Raw genomic sequence first — 21,264 nt, 5'->3', positions numbered from 1 at the left:
CGCCTTTCTGCAGCGAGTTGGGTTTATGTCTGAGAGGCGGAAAGGGGCTCCGGTCCGTCTGGAGGGCGGTGTTGAGGGCGGATTTATAGAGCGGCGGGCACCACCGCAGTCACTTCGATCTCGACCTTGGCTTCGTCCTCGATCAGATCGGCGACTTCGACGGCGGTCATTGCGGGGAAATGGCGTCCGATGATGGCGCGGTAGTGTTCGCCGATGGCGCGATAGCTCTCCACATACTCGCGTTTATTCTTGACGTACCAGGTCATCCGCACGATGTGTTCCGGCTTGGCGTTGCCTTCGGCCAGAATCGCCACGATGTTCTCGAGGGTCTGACGAACTTGCAGTGCGAAATCATCCGTTTCAAAACGTTGCTGTCCGTTCCAGCCAATCTGACCGCCGACAAACACGATGCGGCTGCCGGCCGTCATTTCGAAAGCCATGCCGTTCGCGTAGCCGCGCGGTTTCGCCCATTCGGGTGGTTGCAGAACTTGCAGCATCAGGACACTCCTTCAATGACAGAATCGGGTGCGGCAAAGCGCACGATGGCCTCGCGTTGGGCCGGGGGTATGGCGATCGGGGCGGGTCTTCCGCCTGCGCCTTTCGCGACCCAGACCAGTACCAGCGTGGCTTGTAGACGCGTCTCGTCGTTTGCACCGGCGAACCGGATGCGCAGCGTCATGGATGAGCGGCCGAGACGCGAGACTTCCAGCGAGCGAAGCAGCGTCTCGCCTAAGAAACTGGGGGCACTGAAGCGACATTCGACGTTCGCTGTCGGCACACCCATGCCGTCGCGCAGATGCATCTCGCCGAATGACAGGTTGAGCCCTTCGGCGCACCAGTCTTCGACCAGATCGTTGATCATCTCAAAATAGCGCGGATAAAAAACGATGCCTGCCGGATCGCAGTGTTTGAAGCGCACCAGCAGCGGCTTCACGAATGCGTGCGTGGCCACATCAGCCTCCGACATAGTTTTCTCCTCCCCTGCGAGCAGGATTGTTCAAAGTGAGTGAGCGCCGACTGGAGCACTCCCCCCGTGCTTCACTGCCCCGTCTGCCGGAGCTTGAAGCGTTGCAGTTTGCCCGTTTCCGTACGAGGCAACGTGTCGACAAACTCAATGGCGCGCGGATATTTATACGGGGCGATGTTAGCCTTCACATACTCCTGAAGCGTCTTCACCATCGCGTCGTCGCGCGACTCACCGGCCTTGAGCACCACATACGCCTTCACGATCTGGCCGCGCGCCTCATCGTTCGCGCCCACCACCCCGCACTCCGCCACGGCCGGATGCTTCAGTAGTGCCGACTCCACTTCCGGGCCTGCGATGTTATATCCGGCCGAGACAATCATGTCGTCGGAGCGGGCCTGATAGTAGTAATTGCCCGCTTCGTCGCACATGAACGTGTCGCCCGGCAGATTCCAGCCGTTCTTCACATAACTCGTTTGACGCGAGTCCGCGAGATACCGGCAACCGGTCGGGCCCTTCACTGCCAGTTTGCCCACCTTGCCCGGCGGCAGCGGTTGCATATTTTCGTCCACGATCATCGCGATGTAGCCCGGCACCGGTTTACCGATCGCCCCCGGCACCACGTCACCGTTTGCCGCCGAGATGAAAATGTGGATCATCTCCGTGCCGCCGATACCGTCGATCATCTCGATGCCCGAAGCCTGCTTCCATAGCTGACGCGTCGCATCGGGCAACGCCTCGCCGGCCGACACCGTCTTCTTCAGGCTCGACAAATCGTACTTGCCCACGAGTGCCGCCATCTGACGATAAAACGTCGGGGCCGTGAAACAGATCGTCGCGCGGTAAGTTTCTATCGCCTGCAACAGACTGTCCGGTGTGAGCTTCTCCAGCAACACCGTCGCCGCCCCGACACGCAACGGGAACGTCAACAAGCCACCCGTGCCGAAAGTGAACGCTAACGGGGGAGTACCGCAGAAGATGTCATCCAGCCTCGGCTTCAGCACATGACGGGGGAACAAATCGCACATCGCGAGCACATCGCGATGAAAGTGCATCGTGCCCTTCGGCTGGCCCGTCGTACCGCTCGTGAAAGCGATCAGGCAGACATCGTCCACCGCTGTATCGCAGGCCTCGAAGCTCGCTGGCTGACGCGCCATGCGTGCCTCCAGTGAGCCCTCACCCACATCGTGGAAATACACCACCTGCTTCAACGCCGGGCAGAAATACTCGTTGCTCGACTCGCGGTTGAACTCAAGCTCCTCCTTCAGACGCCCGTCGCACAGTGCCGCGCCGACCTCCGCCTTGTCGATGATCTGCTTCAGTTCCTTCGCGCGCAGCAGCGGCATCGTCGGCACGCCGACAAGTCCCGCCTTGATCACGGCAAGCCATGCGGCGGCCATGAACAGATTGTTCGGGCCGCGCAGCAACACACGGTTGCCCGGCACCAATGCCATGTCATTGCGAAGCACATGAGAGATGCGATCCACCATCTCGCGCAAACCGAGATACGTCGTGACCGTCGGCGTGCCGTTCTCCACCGAATAGATCGCGGGCGCATTGCCGCGACCTTCATCGATCACACGATCCAGCAGTTCGGCGGCGCAATTGATGCGCGCCGGGTATGCCACATCCGGATTGTCCAGCAGAAACTCAGGCCACTGATCGGCGGGCGGCAGATTGTCGCGCGCGAAAGTGTCGAGATGTCCAGATCGTTCCATGTGCTTCTCCTTGCCCCCGGGTAAGTCAAAGACAGCGCTCAGGCGTCCTTGAGCAGTTCTCGCGCGATAATCAGCTTTTGTACTTCCGTTGCCCCTTCATAGATCCGCAGCGAGCGAATCTCCCGATACAGACGCTCCACAATCGCGCCCGATACCACGCCCGCGCCGCCAAACATCTGCAATGCACGGTCAATGACCTGCTGCGCCGATTCCGTCGCATACATCTTTGCCATCGCCGCTTCGCGCGTCGTACGCTGCCCCTGCACATCGCGTTGCCAGGCTGCGCGATACGTGAGCAATGCTGCGGCGTCCACCGACGTCGCCATCTCGCCCAGCGCGGCCTGCGTGATCTGGAAATCGGCCAGCGTCTGGCCGAACATCTCGCGCGACTTCGCACGTGCGAGCCCTTCATCGAGCGCGCGACGCGCGAAGCCCAGCGCCGCCGCCGCCACCGACGCACGGAAAATATCCAGCGTCATCATCGCAACCTTGAAGCCCTGCCCCGCTTCGCCCAAGCGCTGCGAGGCCGGCACGCGGCAGTTCTCGAACTTCAGACGGGCGAGCGGATGCGGTGCGCTCACGTCGATGCGCTCGGCAATCGTCAGACCCGGCGTGTTCGCGTCGACCACGAACGCGCTGATACCCCGCGCCCCTGGTGCTTCCCCCGTGCGGACGAACACACAGTAGAAGTCCGCGATGCCGCCATTCGAAATCCAGGTCTTCTCACCGTTCAGAACATAGTCCCCGCCATCCGGCGTCGCCGAACAGGCCATCGCCGCCACATCCGATCCGGCGTTCGGCTCAGACAGCGCGAACGCCGCAATCGCCTCACCTGACGCTACGCGCGGCAAATAACGCTGCTTGAGCGACTCGCTGCCCGCGAGCGTGATCGCGCCGCTGCCCAGCCCCTGCATCGCGAAAGCGAAGTCGGCAAGGCCGTCGTGACGCGCGAGCGTCTCGCGCAGCACGCATAACGCCCGCGAATCCAGCTTGTCCAGCGCGCCGCCGTGACTGGCGGGCACGCAATACCTCAGCCAGCCCGCGCGGCCCAGTTGCCGTACCAGCGACACGCACGTCGCATCGGTGTCGGCGTGATGATCGACCTTCAATTCGCGCGAGCACCAGGCGTCCAGTTCCGTGCCCAGACGGCGATGCGCATCGTCAAAAAACGGCCACGCCAGAAAGTCGGCGTTGCGCGGGTTATGGGGAGTGATATCGCTCATCGTCTCGCTCGCGTCAGTCGCCGTTGAATACCGGTTTCTGCTTCGCGACGAAAGCGTCGTAGGCACGACGGAAATCCTTCGTCTGCATGCAGATCGCTTGCGCTTCGGCTTCGGCCTCGATAGCCTCGTCCACGCCCATATTCCATTCCTGATGCAGCAGCTTCTTCGTCACGCCGTGCGCGAACGTCGGGCCGCAAGCGATCTGATCGGCCAGCGTCTGCGCGGCGCTGAGCACCGTGCCACCGTCATGCAGCGCATTGAAGAACCCCCATTGCAGCCCTTCCTCCGCCGTCATCACGCGACCGGTGTAAAGCAGTTCCGAAGCGCGCCCCTGTCCGATCATGCGCGGCAGCAGCGTGCAAGCCCCCATGTCGGCACCGGCCAGACCGACGCGCACGAACAGGAACGCCGTCTTCGCCTGCGGCGTGCCCAGACGCATGTCCGACGCGAGCGCCATCATCGCCCCCGCGCCAGCGCAAATGCCGTCGATAGCGCTGATGATCGGCTGCGGACACGCGCGCATCGCCTTGACCAGATCGCCCGTCATGCGCGTGAAATCGAGCAGCTCCGGCATGCTCATTTGCGTGAGCGGCCCAATGATTTCGTGGACGTCGCCGCCCGAGCAGAAATTGCCGCCCGCGCCCGTTACGACGATCGTCTTGACGTCCGTCGCATAGACCAGTCCGCGGAACAGATCTCGCAGTTCGGCATACGAGTCGAACGTCAGCGGATTCTTCTTGCCCGGACGGTTCAGCGTGATCGTGCCGATGCTCGGACGCCCCCCGGCGTCGTTCGACACCGACCACAGAAAGTGCTTGGCTTCATAGTTCGCGAATGGGCGCTTGTGATGCGCCATCGTCAGTTTCACGTCACTCATTGGCCGATCTCCTTGGATAGGTTTTATATTCGCGCTCAGCCGACGGTGACTTCACCGCCGGCGACCGCGATCGACTGTCCCGTTACCGCACCGGCACCCGGCTGGCAGAGCCACAGCACCGCATCGGCGACCTCTTGCGGCTGCACGAGACGCCCCTGCGGATTGCGCTTGGCCAGCTCGGCGCGTGCGTCGTCTTCGCTGCGTCCGGTCTTGGCGACAATGTTCGCCACGGCGTCGCGCACGATGTCCGTTTCCGTATAGCCCGGGCAGACGGCGTTGACCGTCACGCCCTTCTTCGCCACTTCGAGCGCCAGCGCGCGCGTCAGTCCGACAACGCCGTGCTTCGCAGCGCAATACGCCGTCACGTAGGGGTAGCCGATCAACCCGGCGGTGCTCGCCACGTTCACGATACGGCCCCAGCCGGCGCTCACCATGGCGGGCAGTGCGGCAGAAATGCAGTGAAACGTCCCCGTCAGGTTGACGTCGATCATCTGCTGCCAAAGTACACCGTCCGTCTTGCCGAACGGTGCGCTGAGCGCTTGTCCCGCGTTGTTGACGAGCACCTGCACCGGGCCGAAACGCTCGGCTGCCTGCGCAAAGGCCGCTGCGACTGCGGCGGCGTCCGAAATGTCAGCGCTCACCCAGGCAACGTCACCATGCACGGCAAGTGCCTGTGCACCGCGCGAGAGTGTGGCTTCGCTACGCCCGAGCAGCGTTACACGTGCGCCCTGTGCGAGCAGCGACCTGGCGACGGCTTCGCCGATGCCGCGCGCACCGCCGGTCACGAGGGCGTGCACGCCCTTGAGCGACGCCGGCAATACCGGTGACGGGCCGGGCGAGGTTGTCGTTGACGTCATGAACTGTCCTTATTTTCCAATCTGTTGAGCGTAGGCGGCAGCACGCTCCAGATTGGTCTCGTACTGCCGTTTGCCCGCATAGTACTGCGCCGGCCACGGCAAATCCTTGTAGCCGATCCTGGCGGCTTCATGCAGTGTCCAGAACGGATCGGCCAGATGCGGGCGCGCCAGCGCACAAAGATCGGCGCGGCCCGACGCGATGATGCTGTTCACGTGATCCGCCTCGAAAATCGCGCCGACGGCAATCGTTGGAATGCCCGCTTCGTTGCGCACGCGGTCGGCGAACGGCGTCTGGAACATCCGTCCGTACACCGGTTTTTCGGCCTTGCTGACCTGCCCCGACGAACAGTCGATGAGATCGGCACCGGCGTCTTTGAACGCGCGGGCGATGGCGACCGCGTCGTCCGGCGTAATACCGCCCTCGACCCAGTCGTGCGCGGAGATACGCACCGACATCGGCTTGGCCGACGGCCAGACGTCACGCACCGCATGGAAGACCTCCAGCGGATAGCGCAGGCGATTCTCCAGCGAGCCGCCGTACTCGTCGGCACGCTGGTTCGTGAGCGGCGAGATAAAGCTCGAGAGCAGATACCCGTGGGCACAGTGCAGCTCTAGCCAGTCGAATCCGGCTTCGGCAGCGCGGCGGGCGGCGTGTACGAAGTCGTCCTTCACCCGGTCCATATCGGCGCGCGTCATTTCGCGCGGTGTTTGCGACACGTCCTCGATATAGGGCAGCGGCGAGGCGGAGATCAGCGGCCAGTTGCCCTCGGCAAGCGGTTGATCGATCCCGTCCCAGGCCAGGCGCGTCGAGCCCTTACGACCGGCATGACCGATCTGCATGGCGATCTTGGCATCGCTGCCCGCGTGCACGAAGTCGACGATACGCTTCCAGGCGTCGCGCTGCGTATCGTTCCACAGACCGGGACATCCCGGCGTGATGCGAGCGTCAGGCGACACACAGGTCATCTCCGCGACGATCATGCCCGCACCGCCCAGCGCGCGGCTGCCGAGGTGCACCAGGTGAAAGTCGCCTGGCACGCCGTCGACGGCCGAGTACATGGCCATCGGCGACATCACGATGCGGTTCTTGAGCGTGAGTTCGCGCGCACGGAATGGCGTGAACATCGGCGGAATCGCGTGCTGGCCTTCGGCACGTTTCACACCCGCATGCTCGGCGAGCCAGTCTTCGTAGCCTTCGACGTAACCAGCGTCGCGCACGCGCAGATTTTCGTGCGAGATGCGTTGCGAGCGCGTCAGCAGCGAATAAGCGAATTGTTCCGGAGAAAAGCGTGCATAGCGCTCGACAGTTTCGAACCACTCGGTCGAGTTGCGTGCGGCGTTCTGAATCTTGAGCACTTCGACGCTGCGCGCGGCTTCGTAATCGGCCAGCACGCCCGGCAGGGCGTCGACGCCCTGAGTGCCGAGACCGTCGGCGAGTGCGATGGCGTCCTCCAGCGCGAGCTTGGTGCCTGACCCGATGGAAAAGTGTGCGGTGTGCGCGGCGTCGCCCATGAGTACGACAGGCACGCGCTTGCCGTCGACATTGCTCCAGTGCACCCAGTGTTCGCAAATCACGCGCGGGAAACGAATCCAGATGGCTGAGCCGCGAAGGTGCTTGGCGTTGCTCATCAGTTCATGACCGTCGAGGTACTTGGCGAAGAGGTTTTCGCAGAATTTCACGCCCTCTTCCTGGCTCATCTGATCGATGCCGTGGGCACGCCAGACTTCCTCGGGCGTCTCGACGATGAACGTCGATGTGTCGGCATCGAACTGATAGGCATGCGCCTGAAACCAGCCATGCTCCGTCTTCTCGAAAGCGAACGTGAAGGCGTCGAAACGCCGATGCGTGCCGAGCCAGACGAAGCGGTTCTGACGCGTATCGATATCCGGGCGGTAGGTGTCGGCGTAACGCGTGCGGATACGGCTATTGAGGCCGTCGGAGGCGATCACCAGATCGGCCTGGTAGCGGCGCGCAATGTCCTGATCGTCGGCGACGTCCGTCTCGAAGACCAGTTCGACGCCAAGGGCTTCGCAGCGCGCTTGCAGAATGTTGAGCAGCTTCTTGCGGCCGATGCCGATGAAGCCGTGGCCGCCGGAGGTGATGGTGCGGCCTTCGAAGTGGATGTCGATGTCGTCCCAGTGGTTGAAGGCGTCGTTGATCTGCGCGGCGCTGACCGGATCGGCTTCCTGAAGGTTGTCCATGGTGGCGTCGGAGAACACCACCCCCCAGCCGAACGTGTCGTAGGGCCGGTTGCGCTCAACCACCACGACACGGTGGGAGGGCTCGCGCAGCTTCATCAACAACCCGAAATACAGACCAGCAGGACCGCCGCCGATACAGACGATATTCATCTCCAACCTCCGGATTCACAGATCGCGTCGCGCTAGCCGACCTTTGTTAAATTGTAAATAGTTTATGCCTAAAATACTAGAGGAAAAAATTTCCGGCGGCAAGGTCGCCAAGCCTTGGCGCCGGAGGGGTCGGGAAAGTACTTAGGAAGCTATCGCCGCCGCCCCTCGGACATTTTCGGAAACCCGAATGTCGGGGTCGGCGCTTCCGGAAACCTGAGTGTCAGGTCCAAATCCAGAATACGGCGCGCCGCCTATGCGCCAGAATCGCGGCCGTCTTGTCGTCTGCGGTTCCATTCAACCTCTGGCCTGACGCCAGGGTGTAAGCCCCCCCTGCTGTTGCATGTCCGTCGTGCTCACTGTTGCGCCCGTCTCGCGCATTCGCGCTTACGTGCGCGCCGATCACCGCTATCGCGGTCTCTGGCGCGTGCGTGTTCGTGCAATGCATCGTTTCAATCATAAGAAAGGGCAACGCAACTCGTGGCACATCGTGACCGTCAGGTCTCCAACGTCTCTATCTCCCGTCGTGTTGGCCGATTCGCACCTTACGCACCCTTTTTAAAGACCGGCGTGCTGGCATGCGGACTCGCGCTCACTTGCGCCCCGCTTGCCGCTCAGGAGCCTCCCCCACCGGCGTTCAGAGACGCCGCCCGGCAAAGCGTTCAGGACGAACAGCTAGAACGCCAACGTCGGGAAGCCGAGGAGCGGGAACAGCGCGCCGACGCACCGGATGTTCGTTTATCCCCCGTGGCCGACGGCACGTCGCCTGTCGATATCAAAACGCTACCGGCCGAATCGCCGTGTATCACGTTGCGCCGCGTCACCGTCACCGGACTCGACGGCGCCCCGCCTGCCGCATCGTTTGCGTTCGTCGAGCCGGCACTGGCCCCGTTTGTCGGGCAATGCGCCGGCGCCGACGGCGTGGCGCAGATCGCCGCCGTGGCGACCGAGGCAATCCTCGCAAGAGGCTGGGTCACGACTCGCGTGATCCTCCCCGAGCAAAACATTGGTGATGGGCACCTGAGCCTGCACATCATCCCGGGCAAAGTCTCGGCCGTCCGCTTTTCCGACCCTTCCACGCGCGGCACATGGCGCTCTGCCGTTCCTCTTCGCGCCGGCGACACCCTCTCGCTGAATGCGTTGGAACAAGGGCTTGAGCAACTGAAGCGCATGCCGAGCCAGGACGCGGATATCCGCATCGAACCTGGCGACATGCCGGGCTCGAGCGAGGTGCTGATCGATGTCCAACGGCAACGGCCATGGCGCCTGCTCGCGTCAATTGACAATAGCGGTACGCGCGACACCGGACGCCTGCAAGGTCAGTTGGTCATCGGCGTCGACAATCCGCTCGGCGTGAACGACCTTATGGATGTGGCCGTTCAGCACGATTTGTCGACCGGCGATGATCGGTTCGGCACAAAGGGCGCCAGCGTTAGCTATTCAATGCCCTGGGGCTACAACACCGTCTCGATCTTCGGTAGCACACGTGCGTACTTCCAACGCATTGCGGGTGCCAACGAGTCGTTCGTATCGAGCGGCCGCAACCAGACGGCGGAGCTTCGACTCGAGCGCGTCGTGCGTCGCGACAATCTTGGCAAGACAGCCATCGACGTGCGGCTCGGACGCCGCTTCGGCAAGAGCTTCATCGAAGACTTTGAAATCTCGCAGCAGTATCGGAACAGTACCTATCTCCAAGCCGGCGCAACGCACCGGCAGTACCTCGGCAACGCGCAAGCCGACATCGCGCTGAACTACCGGCAAGGCATGCCCTGGTTTGGCGCACAGGACGATCTGCGCGATCCCGTCACCCGTGCGCCAACGCAACAGACGTATCGCTATCGCATGTTCACCCTGGACGTGCAATGGTCCGTGCCGCTACAGGTGTCGGCGCTCACGCTCAGATACGTCGGCATGTTCCACGGCCAGACTACGGCAGACACGCTATGGGCCGTCGATCAGTTAGCCATTGGCGGACGGTACAGCGTGCGTGGCTTCACCGGCGATCAGACGCTGAGCGCCGAGCGCGGCTTCTTCCTTCGCAACGAGTTGCATGTCCCGATCGGCGTCAGCGCACACGCCGTTTATGCAGGTGTGGACTACGGACGTGTCTTCGGCCCGAGCGCCCGCTTCCTTCCCGGCACCCGGCTCGCCGGCGCGGTCATCGGTCTGCGCGGACAAACCGGTGCGTACGGTGGCCCCTGGGGCAACGCCAGTTACGACATCTTCATTAGCCGCCCCCTCTCCCATCCCTCCCGGTTCCCGACCAATGCCGCAGTTGCAGGCATCTCGCTCGCCCTTCGCTACTGAGTCCCACCCATGAACACACGTTGCTTTCGTCTGATCTTCAGCCATGTCCGACGCCAGTGGGTCGCCGTCGGCGAAAACGTCCGCCGCGGGCGCACGCCCGGATGCGGGCGCAGCGCTCGCCGGCATGGGCTGGGCAGCATAGGATCGCCTGCGCCGCAGACGATCCTGTTGCGCCCATTTAGTGCGGCCATGTTGTCAGCGCTGGTCGCCCTCGGCTTGCCCGTCACCGCTTTGCCGCAAATCGTCGCGGCCCCCGGACCACACGCCCCTGGGGTCAGCGCGACACCGAACGGCCTGCCGCTCGTCAACATCACCACACCGAGCGCGGCGGGCGTGTCGCAAAACCAGTATCAGCAGTTCGACGTTCCTGCACAGGGCGCGATACTCAACAACTCGCGCACCATCGCGCAAACGCAGATCGGTGGCCTTGTGCCAGGCAACCCCAATCTCGCGGGAGCTCCCGCCCGCATCATCGTCAATCAGGTGACGGGAGCGTTGCCATCGAATCTCGCCGGCTATCTCGAGGTGGCAGGGAGTCGTGCCGAAGTCATTGTCAGCAACCCCAACGGGCTTACCTGCAACGGCTGTGGCTTCATCAATACCTCTCGCGGCGTACTCACGACCGGCATACCCGTGTTCGGCGGTAGCGGCTCTCTTGAAGCCTTCCGTGTCACCGAAGGCCGTCTGCGCATTACCGGCGGCGGTCTGAACGCCGGCAATCTCGAGCACGCCGCCCTGCTTGCGCGTGCCGTCGAAGTCAATGCTGCCGTGCATGCACAGCAATTGGATGTCATTGCCGGCCTGAACGACATCGACGCGGCAACGTTCGGCATCAATGGCAGTCAAGCATCCGCGAGCGGGGCGCCCTCGTTTGCGCTGGACATCTCTCGTCTCGGTGGCATGTACGCAGGAAAGATCCGGCTCATCGGCACGGAAACGGGCGTCGGCGTCAACCTGGACGGACACGTTACCGCCAACCACGGGGCGCTGACGCTCGACAGTGCCGGGGGGCTTCGGGTTGGCGGCAAGCTGCAAGCGCGCGAAGACATTCGCCTGAAGGTTGCCGAAGACCTCACGATCGGCGGCGACGCCGTAGCCGAAGGTCATTTGACCCTTGGCACAGCGCGGAATCTGGTTAGCACTGGCAGCCTGCGTGGCGCTCGCGGCGTGAGGCTCAATGCCGGAGGCACATGGCGCCACACCGGCACCGTGTCTGCGGGCCAGCACCTCGTGGCCGACGCGGCGGCAGTCGCCTCGTCAGGCGTCATGGCGGCAGGCGCCCGCGCTGACGGAACGAAAGCGGCGACGGGCAACATCTCGCTCTCGACGGCGGGCATGTTGCAAGCTGGCGGAACCCACACGGCCGTCGGCGACATTCGTCTGCTTGCGGATGCCATCGACCTGACCGGCTCGACGTCGACCGCGCTGCACGGACTCCAGATGCGCGCACGCACAGGTGCCGTCACGATGACGCGCGCGACAACGAAAGTTGGCGGCACGACGCAAATCACGGCGAGTCGTGACGTCATTCACGACGGCGCGACCCTCAGCACGTCCGACCTCTTCATCGCGGGCGCCGGGTTGCGTAACCATAAGGGACGCATCCGGCAATGGGGGTCGACATCCCCGCTCCGGATGACGCTCTCCGGTTCCCTGAGCAATCGTGAAGGCCAGATTCTCGCGAATGGCCGCGACCTGCTGCTGACTTCCGGCAGGGTCGATAACACCGGCGGCAAGATCGAACATGCTGGTGCGGGCCACCTCCGTCTCGTCACAGGTGCCGTCGAGAACGTTGGAGGAACACTCGCCACCAACGGCGCCATGACCATCGACGCCAGCGACTGGCGAAACGATCGAGGCACACTTTCGGTGAAGCAGTCGCTGACAGCCGGCGTCCGCAACCGGGTGACGAACACGGCCGGGCTGATGCAGACCGGCGGTCTGTTTTCGCTGAAAGCCGGCGACATCAGCAATCTCGGCGGCCGCATGCTTGCCCTTAGCAGTGCCGATCTCCGCTTATCCGCCGACAGACGTATCGAGAACGGCCGTCTCAACACGGCGATGGGCGAAATTGCCGGGCGCGGCGATGTCCGGCTCGATGCCACGTCACTCGTCAACAGCGGGACCTGGACAGCCCAGGGCTCGCTCCTCGCGAACGCCGCCGGTGATCTTCTGAACGTAGGTGGACGCATCGTCGCTCGGCATCAAGTCGCCGTTGCCGTGCGCCGAGCGCTCGACAACACCCGCGGCACAGTGAACGCCGGCGAGACACTGACCGTTACCGCCGACACCGTCGACAACACGCTCGGAGAAATGCAATCGCGTTCGCTCAGCGTGTCTGCCCGCGATCTCGAAAACCGCTCTGGGAGGATCGTTCAGGCGGGTACAGGCTCCGACGGTCTGGCGCGTTTGCGCGTCGCCAATAGAATGAACAATCACGCGGGCTCGATTCATCTGGCGGCTCGGGAAGCCGCAATCGATACCTCCGAATTCGACAACGCTGGCGGCACCGTGGCGCACGCCGGGGATGGCGTTTTGTCCGTCAATGCCAAACAGGTGGGCAATCGCGGCGGACGCATCGGCACGAATGGCGATCTGCTGCTGAGCGCCAAATCGGTAGACAACGCCGACGGCCGCATGACGGCCATGCGCAAACTGAAGTCGGCCGTAGAGGAACGACTGAGCAATGTATCGGGAGAACTGATAGGGACTTCCGTCTCGCTGAACGTCGGCGAAACATTGGACAACGGCAAGGGTGCGATTGAGGCCAGCGACACGTTGTTTCTCAGTGCTTTCCGCATCAACAACGCGAAAGGCAAACTACAGAACAGCGGCCGCGCGCAAACGGCGATCACCGTCCAGAAAGCGTTGGCCAACACGGATGGCGGGAGCATCGCGGCGAACGCAGACATCTCCGTCGATGCAGGCAGCCTCGACAATACTGAAGGTCGTCTGCATGCCGGCGGTTCTCTTGCACTGAACGTCGCCACCGACGTCACCAACAACGCCGGATACCTCGCTGCCGGTGGCCGTCTGGATGCCGACATCGGCGGCAACTTCGTCAATCGCGCCGGTCAGGCGAGCGCCCGCGACGCGTTGCGCATCAACGTCGCCAACCGTGTCGACAACGCCGACGGCAAGGTCGAAGTCAGCGCGTCCAGTGGACAAATGAGTGTGTCGGCGCGGGAACTGGATAACGCGGGTGGCCGCTTTTCGAACGCCGGAACGGGCGCCATCGACATCGCCGTCCTGGAGCGACTGCGCAATCGCGCATCTGCGAGCCGTATGCCGGGTCATGCCGGCAGCATTGCGGGCAACGGCGCCATTAACCTATGGGCAAACGGCATCGACAACATCGACGGCGCATGGATCGCCGCCGGTACGTCGCTCTCGCTCAGGTCGACCAACGACGTCAACAATCGGCGCGGACGACTGCAAGCCAATGGCCCTCTGAGCGTCAACGCGAATCGGAACACTGCCAATGCGAATGGCTTCATCCATTCAGGCAAAGCGTTGAAACTGGCGACGGGCGGGACACTCGATAACACGCACGGCAGCATCGAAACGTCCGGCGACCCGTCGATTCGCGGAGACGACACCCTCGCCGTCTTCGTCACGTCGCTCGACAACACGGACGGCCGAATCGTCAACGGCACGCGCAGCGGTGGCCATCTGAGCATCACCGCCGAGACGATAGTGAACGCATGGACACGCGATTCGACGTCGAATCGCCCCGTTGGGCTGATCGGCGGCAATGGCGGCGTTTCCATCACGACGTTCACGTTGTTGAATGGGCCGAACGCCCTCGTCAGCGGCGGAACAGACCTTTCGCTGACCGTCAGAGACAAGCTCGGCAATGCCGGCACCCTGTTTTCCGGCGCGGATCTCGACCTGACCTGGCGCGACGCCAAGCAAACGGGGGCATTCGATAACACCGGGGATGTGCAGGCGCGGCGTAACGCATCTCTCGCGGTCAACACACTGGACCATCGCGCGGGCGAAATTGCCGTCAATCACAACCTGAACCTGCATACCGGCAGTTTGACCGGCGCCGCTCGATTGCGAGCGGGTAACGATCTGAATATCAGCTTGCCGGGCGACTTCACATACGGTGCCGATCACACCTGGCAAGCGAATGGAAATCTGACACTCGCTGTCGGCGGCTTGCTACGCGTGCATGGTGCGCTTGGGGCCATCAAGCAACTCTCGGTGCACGCCGCCCATCTCGTCAACGCCGGACAAGGCCTCCTTCGGGCCGGATCGGTTCTTCTCAACGTAGCCGGCGACATTACCAACGAGACCCGCATCGACGGCGATGAAGTCCGCCTTCGCGGCATGCGGTTCATCAATACCGGCGCCGTCGTTGGCGGTCGAATCCGCTTTGACGGCGGGAGCGTCAATAACACGGGAGATCGCGCCGTACTGGCGGCGACACAGCAATTGGATCTCTTCGCCACCGGCGATGTCCTCAACGAGAACGGCGCAACGCTTTACAGCCTTGGCGACCTTCGCGTGGCTGCTGGCGAAGCGCGCGATGCGCAGGGATTCCTGACACAGCAGTCGGGACGATTCATCAATCGGTCGGCCGTCGTGGAAGTTGGGGGAGACCTTAATATCGCGACACGTGAGTTCGTGAATGACCGCAGCTACGTCAACATCGTGCGAGGCGTTGACGAGGGCGAAACACAGCAGGTACGCGATCTTTGGATCGCAGGCTACGTGGCGCTTCCCGACGCCGACAGTCGCGCGCGATGTACCGCTGGCGGTGGCACTTGTGAGGAACTGCCGACGGTCCATGTGAGCCACAGCCTGAGCGTTGACGGCGAGCCCGCGATGATCCGGGAGTTCTATAAGGAGACTGACGCGGACGGCAAGGAAGTACGGCGGTCCCGTGTTGTGCCCAACCCCCGCAATCAGGCCTTCACGCAATGGCGCTGGAATCAGGAGGCGCGTGCCGCGCTCTCCAGCGAGAAGCTTCACGCGGTAGGCAGCCCCATCAGCGTCACGATTCCGAAGCGCGGGCTGACGGCGCTCGACGTCGACGCCAGAACGTTCTCGCTGGAAAAATCCATCGTCGAGGTGTATCGGGTAAACGCCTTCCCGGCGGAGTATGGCACCCGCAACATCACTCAACGTGCCGTTCAGCATTTCGAGGCCATTCACGACGACGGTCAGGGCAACTGGGTCATCCAGTTCTGGCCCGACTTCGATCCGTCGGCGCATATTCGGCCGACGGTGGTCGATCAGTCGAAGAGCACCATCACCGGTGCCGCCGACGAAGGCGTTCGCATCTTCCGTCGCGGATACGGCATTCAGGACAATCGCGACACCAACGAATACCGCCGTCGCGTCACCGTTCGCAGCAAGACCGACGTCATGGGCGACGTCGCCGCCCCCGGCGTCCTCACGTCGCAAGGCACGATTCGCCTGAACGTCGACAACGGCACCGCGTTGAATCACGCATCCACGATCAGTGCCGGCGGCAATATTCACGTTCGCGGCAACGGCGGCCGAATCACGAGCCGCAGCATCGGCCTGGAGCGCACCGAACGCGTCGAGCAATCGTCCGATCTGTATTGGCATGAAAAGCGTGGAAACAGCGACCGCTTGTTGACGACAATCGATTTCGATGTCGCGGAACGCCGATCCATTGTCGGTGGTCTTCAGAGCCTGATCTCGTCGAACGGGACGACTCACCTTCGTGGTCGCGACATCACGATTGAAACCGCCACGGTTGACGGGACGGTCATCGGTAGCAGGCAGACGGATAGCGGTGTCGGCACATCGCAGCGCGTTGCCGTCGGCACCGACAGCGCCACCGTCTCTACGGGTAAGCCAGCGCCCGTCGACGCGTTGGTCGCCAAGCCAGCCGTAGCCGAGATAGCCGGCGCCGTTCAGACACTTGATACCGCTTCCGGCGGCATCCCCGGATTGACGCTTCCCCGCAGCGCCCTCTTCAAAGTCGTTGCAACGCCCGGCCACCCGTACCTCGTCGAGACCGACTCCCGATTCACCGACCGTGGCACCTTCGTCTCGAGCAACTACATGCTGGATCTGCTCGGCGTGGCGCCTGACAGCATCGAGCGTCGTATCGGAGACGGATTCTACGAGGGGAGGCTCGTGCGCGAGCAGATCCTGGAACTGACGGGACGGGCCTCCCTCGGCGGTCGTGACAGCCGCTCGCCGGCAGCCATCGATTCGGAATTCCGAGCGCTTCTCGCGCAGGGTGCGCGAGCGGGACGCGATCTGGAACTTCGCGTCGGTATTCGACTGACGCCGGAGCAGATGCGCGCGCTGACGGACGACATCGTCTGGCTGGTTCGCCAGACCGTCACGCTGCCCGACGGCACATCGACAACGGTTCTGGTGCCAACGGTGTATCTCGCGCATGGCAAGCGTGTCGTCATGCAGCCAGGCGGCGCCTTGGTGACGGGCCGGGACGTCATCGTCGAGGCAACGAACCAGGTCAGCAACAGTGGACAGATCGTTGGCGATTCAAGCACCCGAATCAGCGCGATTGACATCGAAAATCTCGGCGTGATCGGTGGCTCCAGGGATGCCGGCGGTCCCGCTGGCAAGGGCGGCGCCGGCGTGGTCGAGGTCGTCGCGGCGCGAGACTTCCAGAACATCGGCGGCGAGATCGCTGGCGAGCGCGTTCATGTCTCGGCCGGACGCGACGTTGTCGTCACGAGCCAGAGCCGCACCAACGAATGGGTGAAGGGTTCTCAGAGCGGCAAGACCAAGGCCATCGAATCGCTCGGACGCATCGATGCACGAGACGCCGTGGTGATTACCGCAGGCCGAGACATCTCGGTCACCGGTGCGGCTGTCGATGCCGGCGGCAATGTCGATCTTGCGGCGGGACGCGACCTATCGCTGGGAGCGATTGCGTCGAGCCGTGAATTTGGCGGCGGATCGAGCGAGAGTCACAGTCGTACGCAAGTGACCGAACACGTCGCGTCAGGCATCCATGCGGGCGGCGACGCCACCTTCATGGCCGGACGCGATGTATCCAGCGTGGGTGCGAACGTTGATGCGGGCAAGCGCGTCGTTATCGCGGCGGCGAGAGACGTCGAGATCGGTGCAGCGATCGACACCGTCACGGACATGGGGCGAGTGAGTGGCGACACGTACGCTGCGACGGTTGATTCCTATGAGGAAAGCGTACGGGGCAGTCGAATCCATGCGCGAAATGGCATCGGCATCGCTGCGGGACAAGCCGAAGCGATTAGTCGACTGCTGGACGAACGCGGCGTCACCGCATACGTTTCGACAGCGGATGCCACCAGCGGCAATGTCACGATTCTCGGTTCCTATCTGAGCGCCGGGGCCAGCGACGAGGCAAAGGCCGGGAGGCAGCCGCCCGCCTCCAGCGACGGCAAAGCGGATCTCAAGATCATTGCCACCGGCGACGTTACCGTCGGCGGTGCATCGGCCCGATACGACGACACGCGCTGGTCACAAAACACCCAGAGCGGCCTGCTCTCGTCCACGACGCAGGAGAATTACCGCGACACCCATGGCACGCGAACAACGGGCAGCACGCTATCGGGCGAAGCGGTGACAATCGCCTCGGGCCGCGACGTCACGATCGCTGGGTCGCAAGTCGTCGCGGATCGCGACATGACCATCGGCGCGCGACGGAACGTGACGATTTCGTCCACCGAAGACCAAGGCAGCTCCCTGAGTACTTCGGAAAAGACAACGTCCGGCCTCTTTGGCAGTGGCACGGGCTTCACCATCGGTAGTCGATCCGAGAAAGACAAACGGCGTCGCGATGAGGTTAGCCAAACGGGGAGCGTCGTCGGCTCGGTGAGTGGCGATGTCGCAATTCATGCCGGCAACGACTATCGGCAGGAGGGCAGCACGGTCGTCGCACGCGATGGCGATGTGGACATCGCGGGCAAGCGCGTTTCCATTACGGAGAGTCAAGCGTCGGAACAGCGCCTGCATGAGCGGGAAGTCAAGCAAGCGGGATTGACGGTTGCGGTCTCCAGTCCGCTGCTGGATGCGGCGCAGACCGTCGGCCAGATGGGCAAAGCAGTTGGCAAGGTCAAGGACCCCCGCATGAAAGCCCTCGGTGTCGCGGCAGGCGGACTCGCGGCGAAAAACGCCGCCGATGCCGTCAAGAACCTCAAGGATGCGGCAAACGTCCGCGTCTCAGTCACCGTCGGCGGATCGCATCAGGTCAGCCGTGAGACCAACGACAGCACGACGTCCAACGGCTCCGCCGTCCGTGCGGGCGGCAACGTTACCATCGCGGCCACAGGGGACGGCGACCAGTCCTCGGTGCTCATTCGCGGCAGCGAGATCGCCGCCGGGCGGAACGTCAAGCTCAAGTCCGATGGCACGCTAGACATCCTCGCGGCCACGGACACCTCGGAACATCACCGCACATCCACCGGCGTGTCCGGCGGCATCGGCCTGGGCATCTCCATGGGCGCGAATGGCATGTCGATGGGGGTGACGGCCAACGCGCGCGCGTCGCGTGGCAAGGCGGACGGGAAGGACGTCACCCAGCGCAACAGCCATATCGTGGCGGGCGGCGTGGCTGAGATTGTGTCGGGCAGCGACACCAATATTCGCGGCGGGACGATTGCCGGCGAGCGCGTCGTTGCCGACGTTGGCGGCGACCTGAACATCGAGAGCCTGCAGGACACCAGCGTCTACGCATCGAAGGATCAGTCGATCGGCGGAGACGTCACGGTCGGGTTTGGTGGCGCATCCGGCAGCATCAACGTCAGCCATCAGCAGGTCAACAGCGATTTCGCTAGCGTGACGGAGCAGTCAGGGATCAAGGCCGGAGACGGCGGCTTCGACGTCACCGTCAAGGGCAACACCGATCTGACGGGCGCCGTCATCGCCTCGACCGATAAAGCCGCTGCCGGTAATAGGAACCGTCTGAAAACCGGCTCGTTGACGACGCGTGACATCGAAAACCACGCAGAGTACGACGCCTTTGGCATCAGCCTGGGGGCCGGTTTCAGCAAGGGCTTTGGGGAGAACGCCAAAGTCGGGACGGATCAAAAGGGAGACGCACAGAGCGGCGCGAACGCCACGCCCGGGAGCGAGTTGCCGAAGACGGGGCCGGTGAGCATCGCACCGCCCGTTGCGGTGGCGGCAGGGGGGAGCGCGTCGAGCACGACCCGCAGCGGCATCAGCGCGGGGGTGATCGAGATCACCAACGAGGCCAGCCAACGCGAGCGAACCGGTCAGACGGCAGAAGAAACGGTTGCCGCCGTCAACCGCGACGTGTCCTCCGACAAGGACGGCAGCGGCGCGCTCGCCAACAATTTCGACAAGGAGCAAATCGAAACCAGCTTTGAAATCGTGCAGACGTTGCAGCGACAGGTGGGCACGTTTGTGGGGAATCGGGCTAAGGAATACGAAGCGCTCAAGGAAGCGCGCAAGAAGGAGACTGATCCCGCGAAGGTAGCCGAGTTGGATCGACAACTTGACGATGCGGCCAAGTGGGCACCTGGCGGGCGATATCGCCAAATCGTCACCGTGATCGCAGCCGCAGCCGGTGGGAACGTCACCGCAGGCACGGGGGAATTCCTGCAGCGCGCCGCTGTCGGCTATTTGCAAACGCTCGCCGTGGAGAAGGTTAAGGAGATCGCGGACGACCTCAAGAGCGAATCCGCGCGTGCCGCATTGCACGGCATCGTGGGTTGTGCCGGTGCCACTGCGGTCGGGAGCGCTTGCGGCGCCGGAGCGATGGGCGGTGCTGCAAGTGTGGTTCTCGGCAACTTGCTTAACGCAGTCGCAAACACAAGTAACGAAAACCTCTCTCAACGCGAGAAGGAAGCGCGAATGAACCTGATTGAATCTGTCGTCGCAGGCATCACCGCCGGAACCGGTGGCGATGCTACTGCGGCGAGCGTCGCGTCGCGACTGGAATTGGAAAACAACCAGTTTCAGCTTCCACAGGGAATCGTGAGGGCTGGAGCCGCGTCAGCGTCGTTGGGCGAGTTCATGGCCAAAAATGGGGCGTCCGATGAAGACATCCAGCAGGCCCAATCTGACCTATTGCGAGGGCTGGGCACTGACGCGGCCCAGCCAGCGACGGAGTTGTTAAAGAACTGGGCAGTTCTCATGGCCGCAGCGCCCTCTATCGCTGGTGGTGTCACTGCGACAGTGTCCAGCATGGCCGCTGGCGGTGCGATAGGTGGAACGTCGAACGTCCTAGTTCAATCTGCACTCAACGGCGAAAAGGACATGAGTAGTGTCGATGTGCTCATCGCGATCGCGACCGGAGCGGCAACGCAAGGGCGAGGCATTCTGGCGACCGTCTCCACAAGTGCTAGCGGCGCGGCGATGGGGGCAATCATCAAGGGAGACGATGTCACTAATGCGGCCGTTGGAGCCGCGTCGGGAGCTGCTATTGGGGCACAAGCGGGCAAGGTCATAACAAAAGCCGCGGCAGGCCTAGTTACCGATACTGCCTCGGGCACCGCCGGCTCGCTTACCGGATCATTCGTTTCAGAATTCATTTCTTCAAAAACGCAATCCCAATTTAACAGTGGATCTAACAATGAAAAAAAGAAGTGAGTTGATGGTATTGGCACTACTAACTTGGTATTCGACAATCTTCCTATCAATATTAGGATTTTTTACCAGACTTTTAGTCGCTGCGTATTTCGCCATAAATAAAGGTGTATTTCACTTTGACATATCCGACTTCGTTCTCTCCGCAAAGGCCGGAGCCATGGCCGGCGTCACACTTGGAGTCGGGTTATGGGCCCTAGATAAGATTAAGAAATATGAGTCTAATAATAGGACTTGAAATCATCATCACTGTCACAACTGGAGCGTCCGCAAAGGAGGGTGTGGCAGGCGCGATACCGCAGCTGACGACAGCGTTTCCGAAAAATTGGGCAATCTTTATGGGAGGGGCACCTGCACTCAGTGCGGCCCCCCCTGCGGCTGCGGCCAGTATCACAGCGGGTGGTGTAGTGACCCAGTGAAA

9 protein-coding genes are annotated in these 21,264 nt (G+C 62.8%); 2 read left to right on the top strand and 7 right to left on the bottom strand.

Going from position 1 to position 21,264, the window contains the following annotated elements; all coding sequences use genetic code 11:
* Window positions 1–83 precede the first annotated feature (83 nt).
* From PCO31110_RS19820 to PCO31110_RS19790, 7 genes are all read right to left on the bottom strand, one after another.
* Window positions 84–494, bottom strand: a complete 411-nt coding sequence (locus PCO31110_RS19820; RefSeq protein ID WP_036663009.1) for a RidA family protein — start codon at window positions 492–494, stop codon at window positions 84–86.
* Between the two features lie 2 nt (window positions 495–496).
* Complete coding sequence (locus PCO31110_RS19815) at window positions 497–967, bottom strand: acyl-CoA thioesterase (protein WP_150691219.1); 471 nt, start codon at window positions 965–967, stop codon at window positions 497–499.
* A 71-nt stretch (window positions 968–1,038) separates the two neighbouring features.
* Window positions 1,039–2,682, bottom strand: a complete 1,644-nt coding sequence (locus PCO31110_RS19810; protein WP_150691218.1) for an AMP-binding protein — start codon at window positions 2,680–2,682, stop codon at window positions 1,039–1,041.
* Window positions 2,683–2,720: 38 nt separating this feature from the next.
* Window positions 2,721–3,905, bottom strand: a complete 1,185-nt coding sequence (locus PCO31110_RS19805; protein ID WP_150691217.1) for an acyl-CoA dehydrogenase family protein — start codon at window positions 3,903–3,905, stop codon at window positions 2,721–2,723.
* A 13-nt stretch (window positions 3,906–3,918) separates the two neighbouring features.
* Window positions 3,919–4,782 carry an enoyl-CoA hydratase family protein gene (locus tag PCO31110_RS19800; RefSeq protein WP_150691216.1) on the bottom strand — a complete coding sequence of 288 codons (864 nt, stop codon included), beginning with the start codon at window positions 4,780–4,782 and terminating at the stop codon, window positions 3,919–3,921.
* Between the two features lie 35 nt (window positions 4,783–4,817).
* Window positions 4,818–5,639 carry an SDR family NAD(P)-dependent oxidoreductase gene (locus PCO31110_RS19795; protein ID WP_150691215.1) on the bottom strand — a complete coding sequence of 274 codons (822 nt, stop codon included), beginning with the start codon at window positions 5,637–5,639 and terminating at the stop codon, window positions 4,818–4,820.
* A 9-nt stretch (window positions 5,640–5,648) separates the two neighbouring features.
* Entirely contained in the window at window positions 5,649–7,991 is a 2,343-nt protein-coding gene (locus PCO31110_RS19790) for a bifunctional salicylyl-CoA 5-hydroxylase/oxidoreductase (RefSeq protein ID WP_150691214.1), read from the bottom strand.
* Between the two features lie 477 nt (window positions 7,992–8,468).
* Between PCO31110_RS19790 and PCO31110_RS19785 the strand changes: the two genes are divergently transcribed.
* Both PCO31110_RS19785 and PCO31110_RS19780 read left to right on the top strand, forming a co-directional pair.
* Window positions 8,469–10,295, top strand: a complete 1,827-nt coding sequence (locus tag PCO31110_RS19785; RefSeq protein WP_246189902.1) for a ShlB/FhaC/HecB family hemolysin secretion/activation protein — start codon at window positions 8,469–8,471, stop codon at window positions 10,293–10,295.
* Between the two features lie 9 nt (window positions 10,296–10,304).
* Window positions 10,305–20,846, top strand: coding sequence for a hemagglutinin repeat-containing protein (locus PCO31110_RS19780; RefSeq protein WP_150691213.1), 10,542 nt, complete (start codon window positions 10,305–10,307; stop codon window positions 20,844–20,846).
* Window positions 20,847–21,264 lie beyond the last annotated feature (418 nt).

This window comes from Pandoraea communis (assembly GCF_902459745.1).
GTDB classification, from domain to species: Bacteria; Pseudomonadota; Gammaproteobacteria; order Burkholderiales; family Burkholderiaceae; genus Pandoraea; species Pandoraea communis.
Note: the sequence above shows the minus strand (reverse complement) of the source record. Positions and strands in the feature narration are given on the sequence as shown.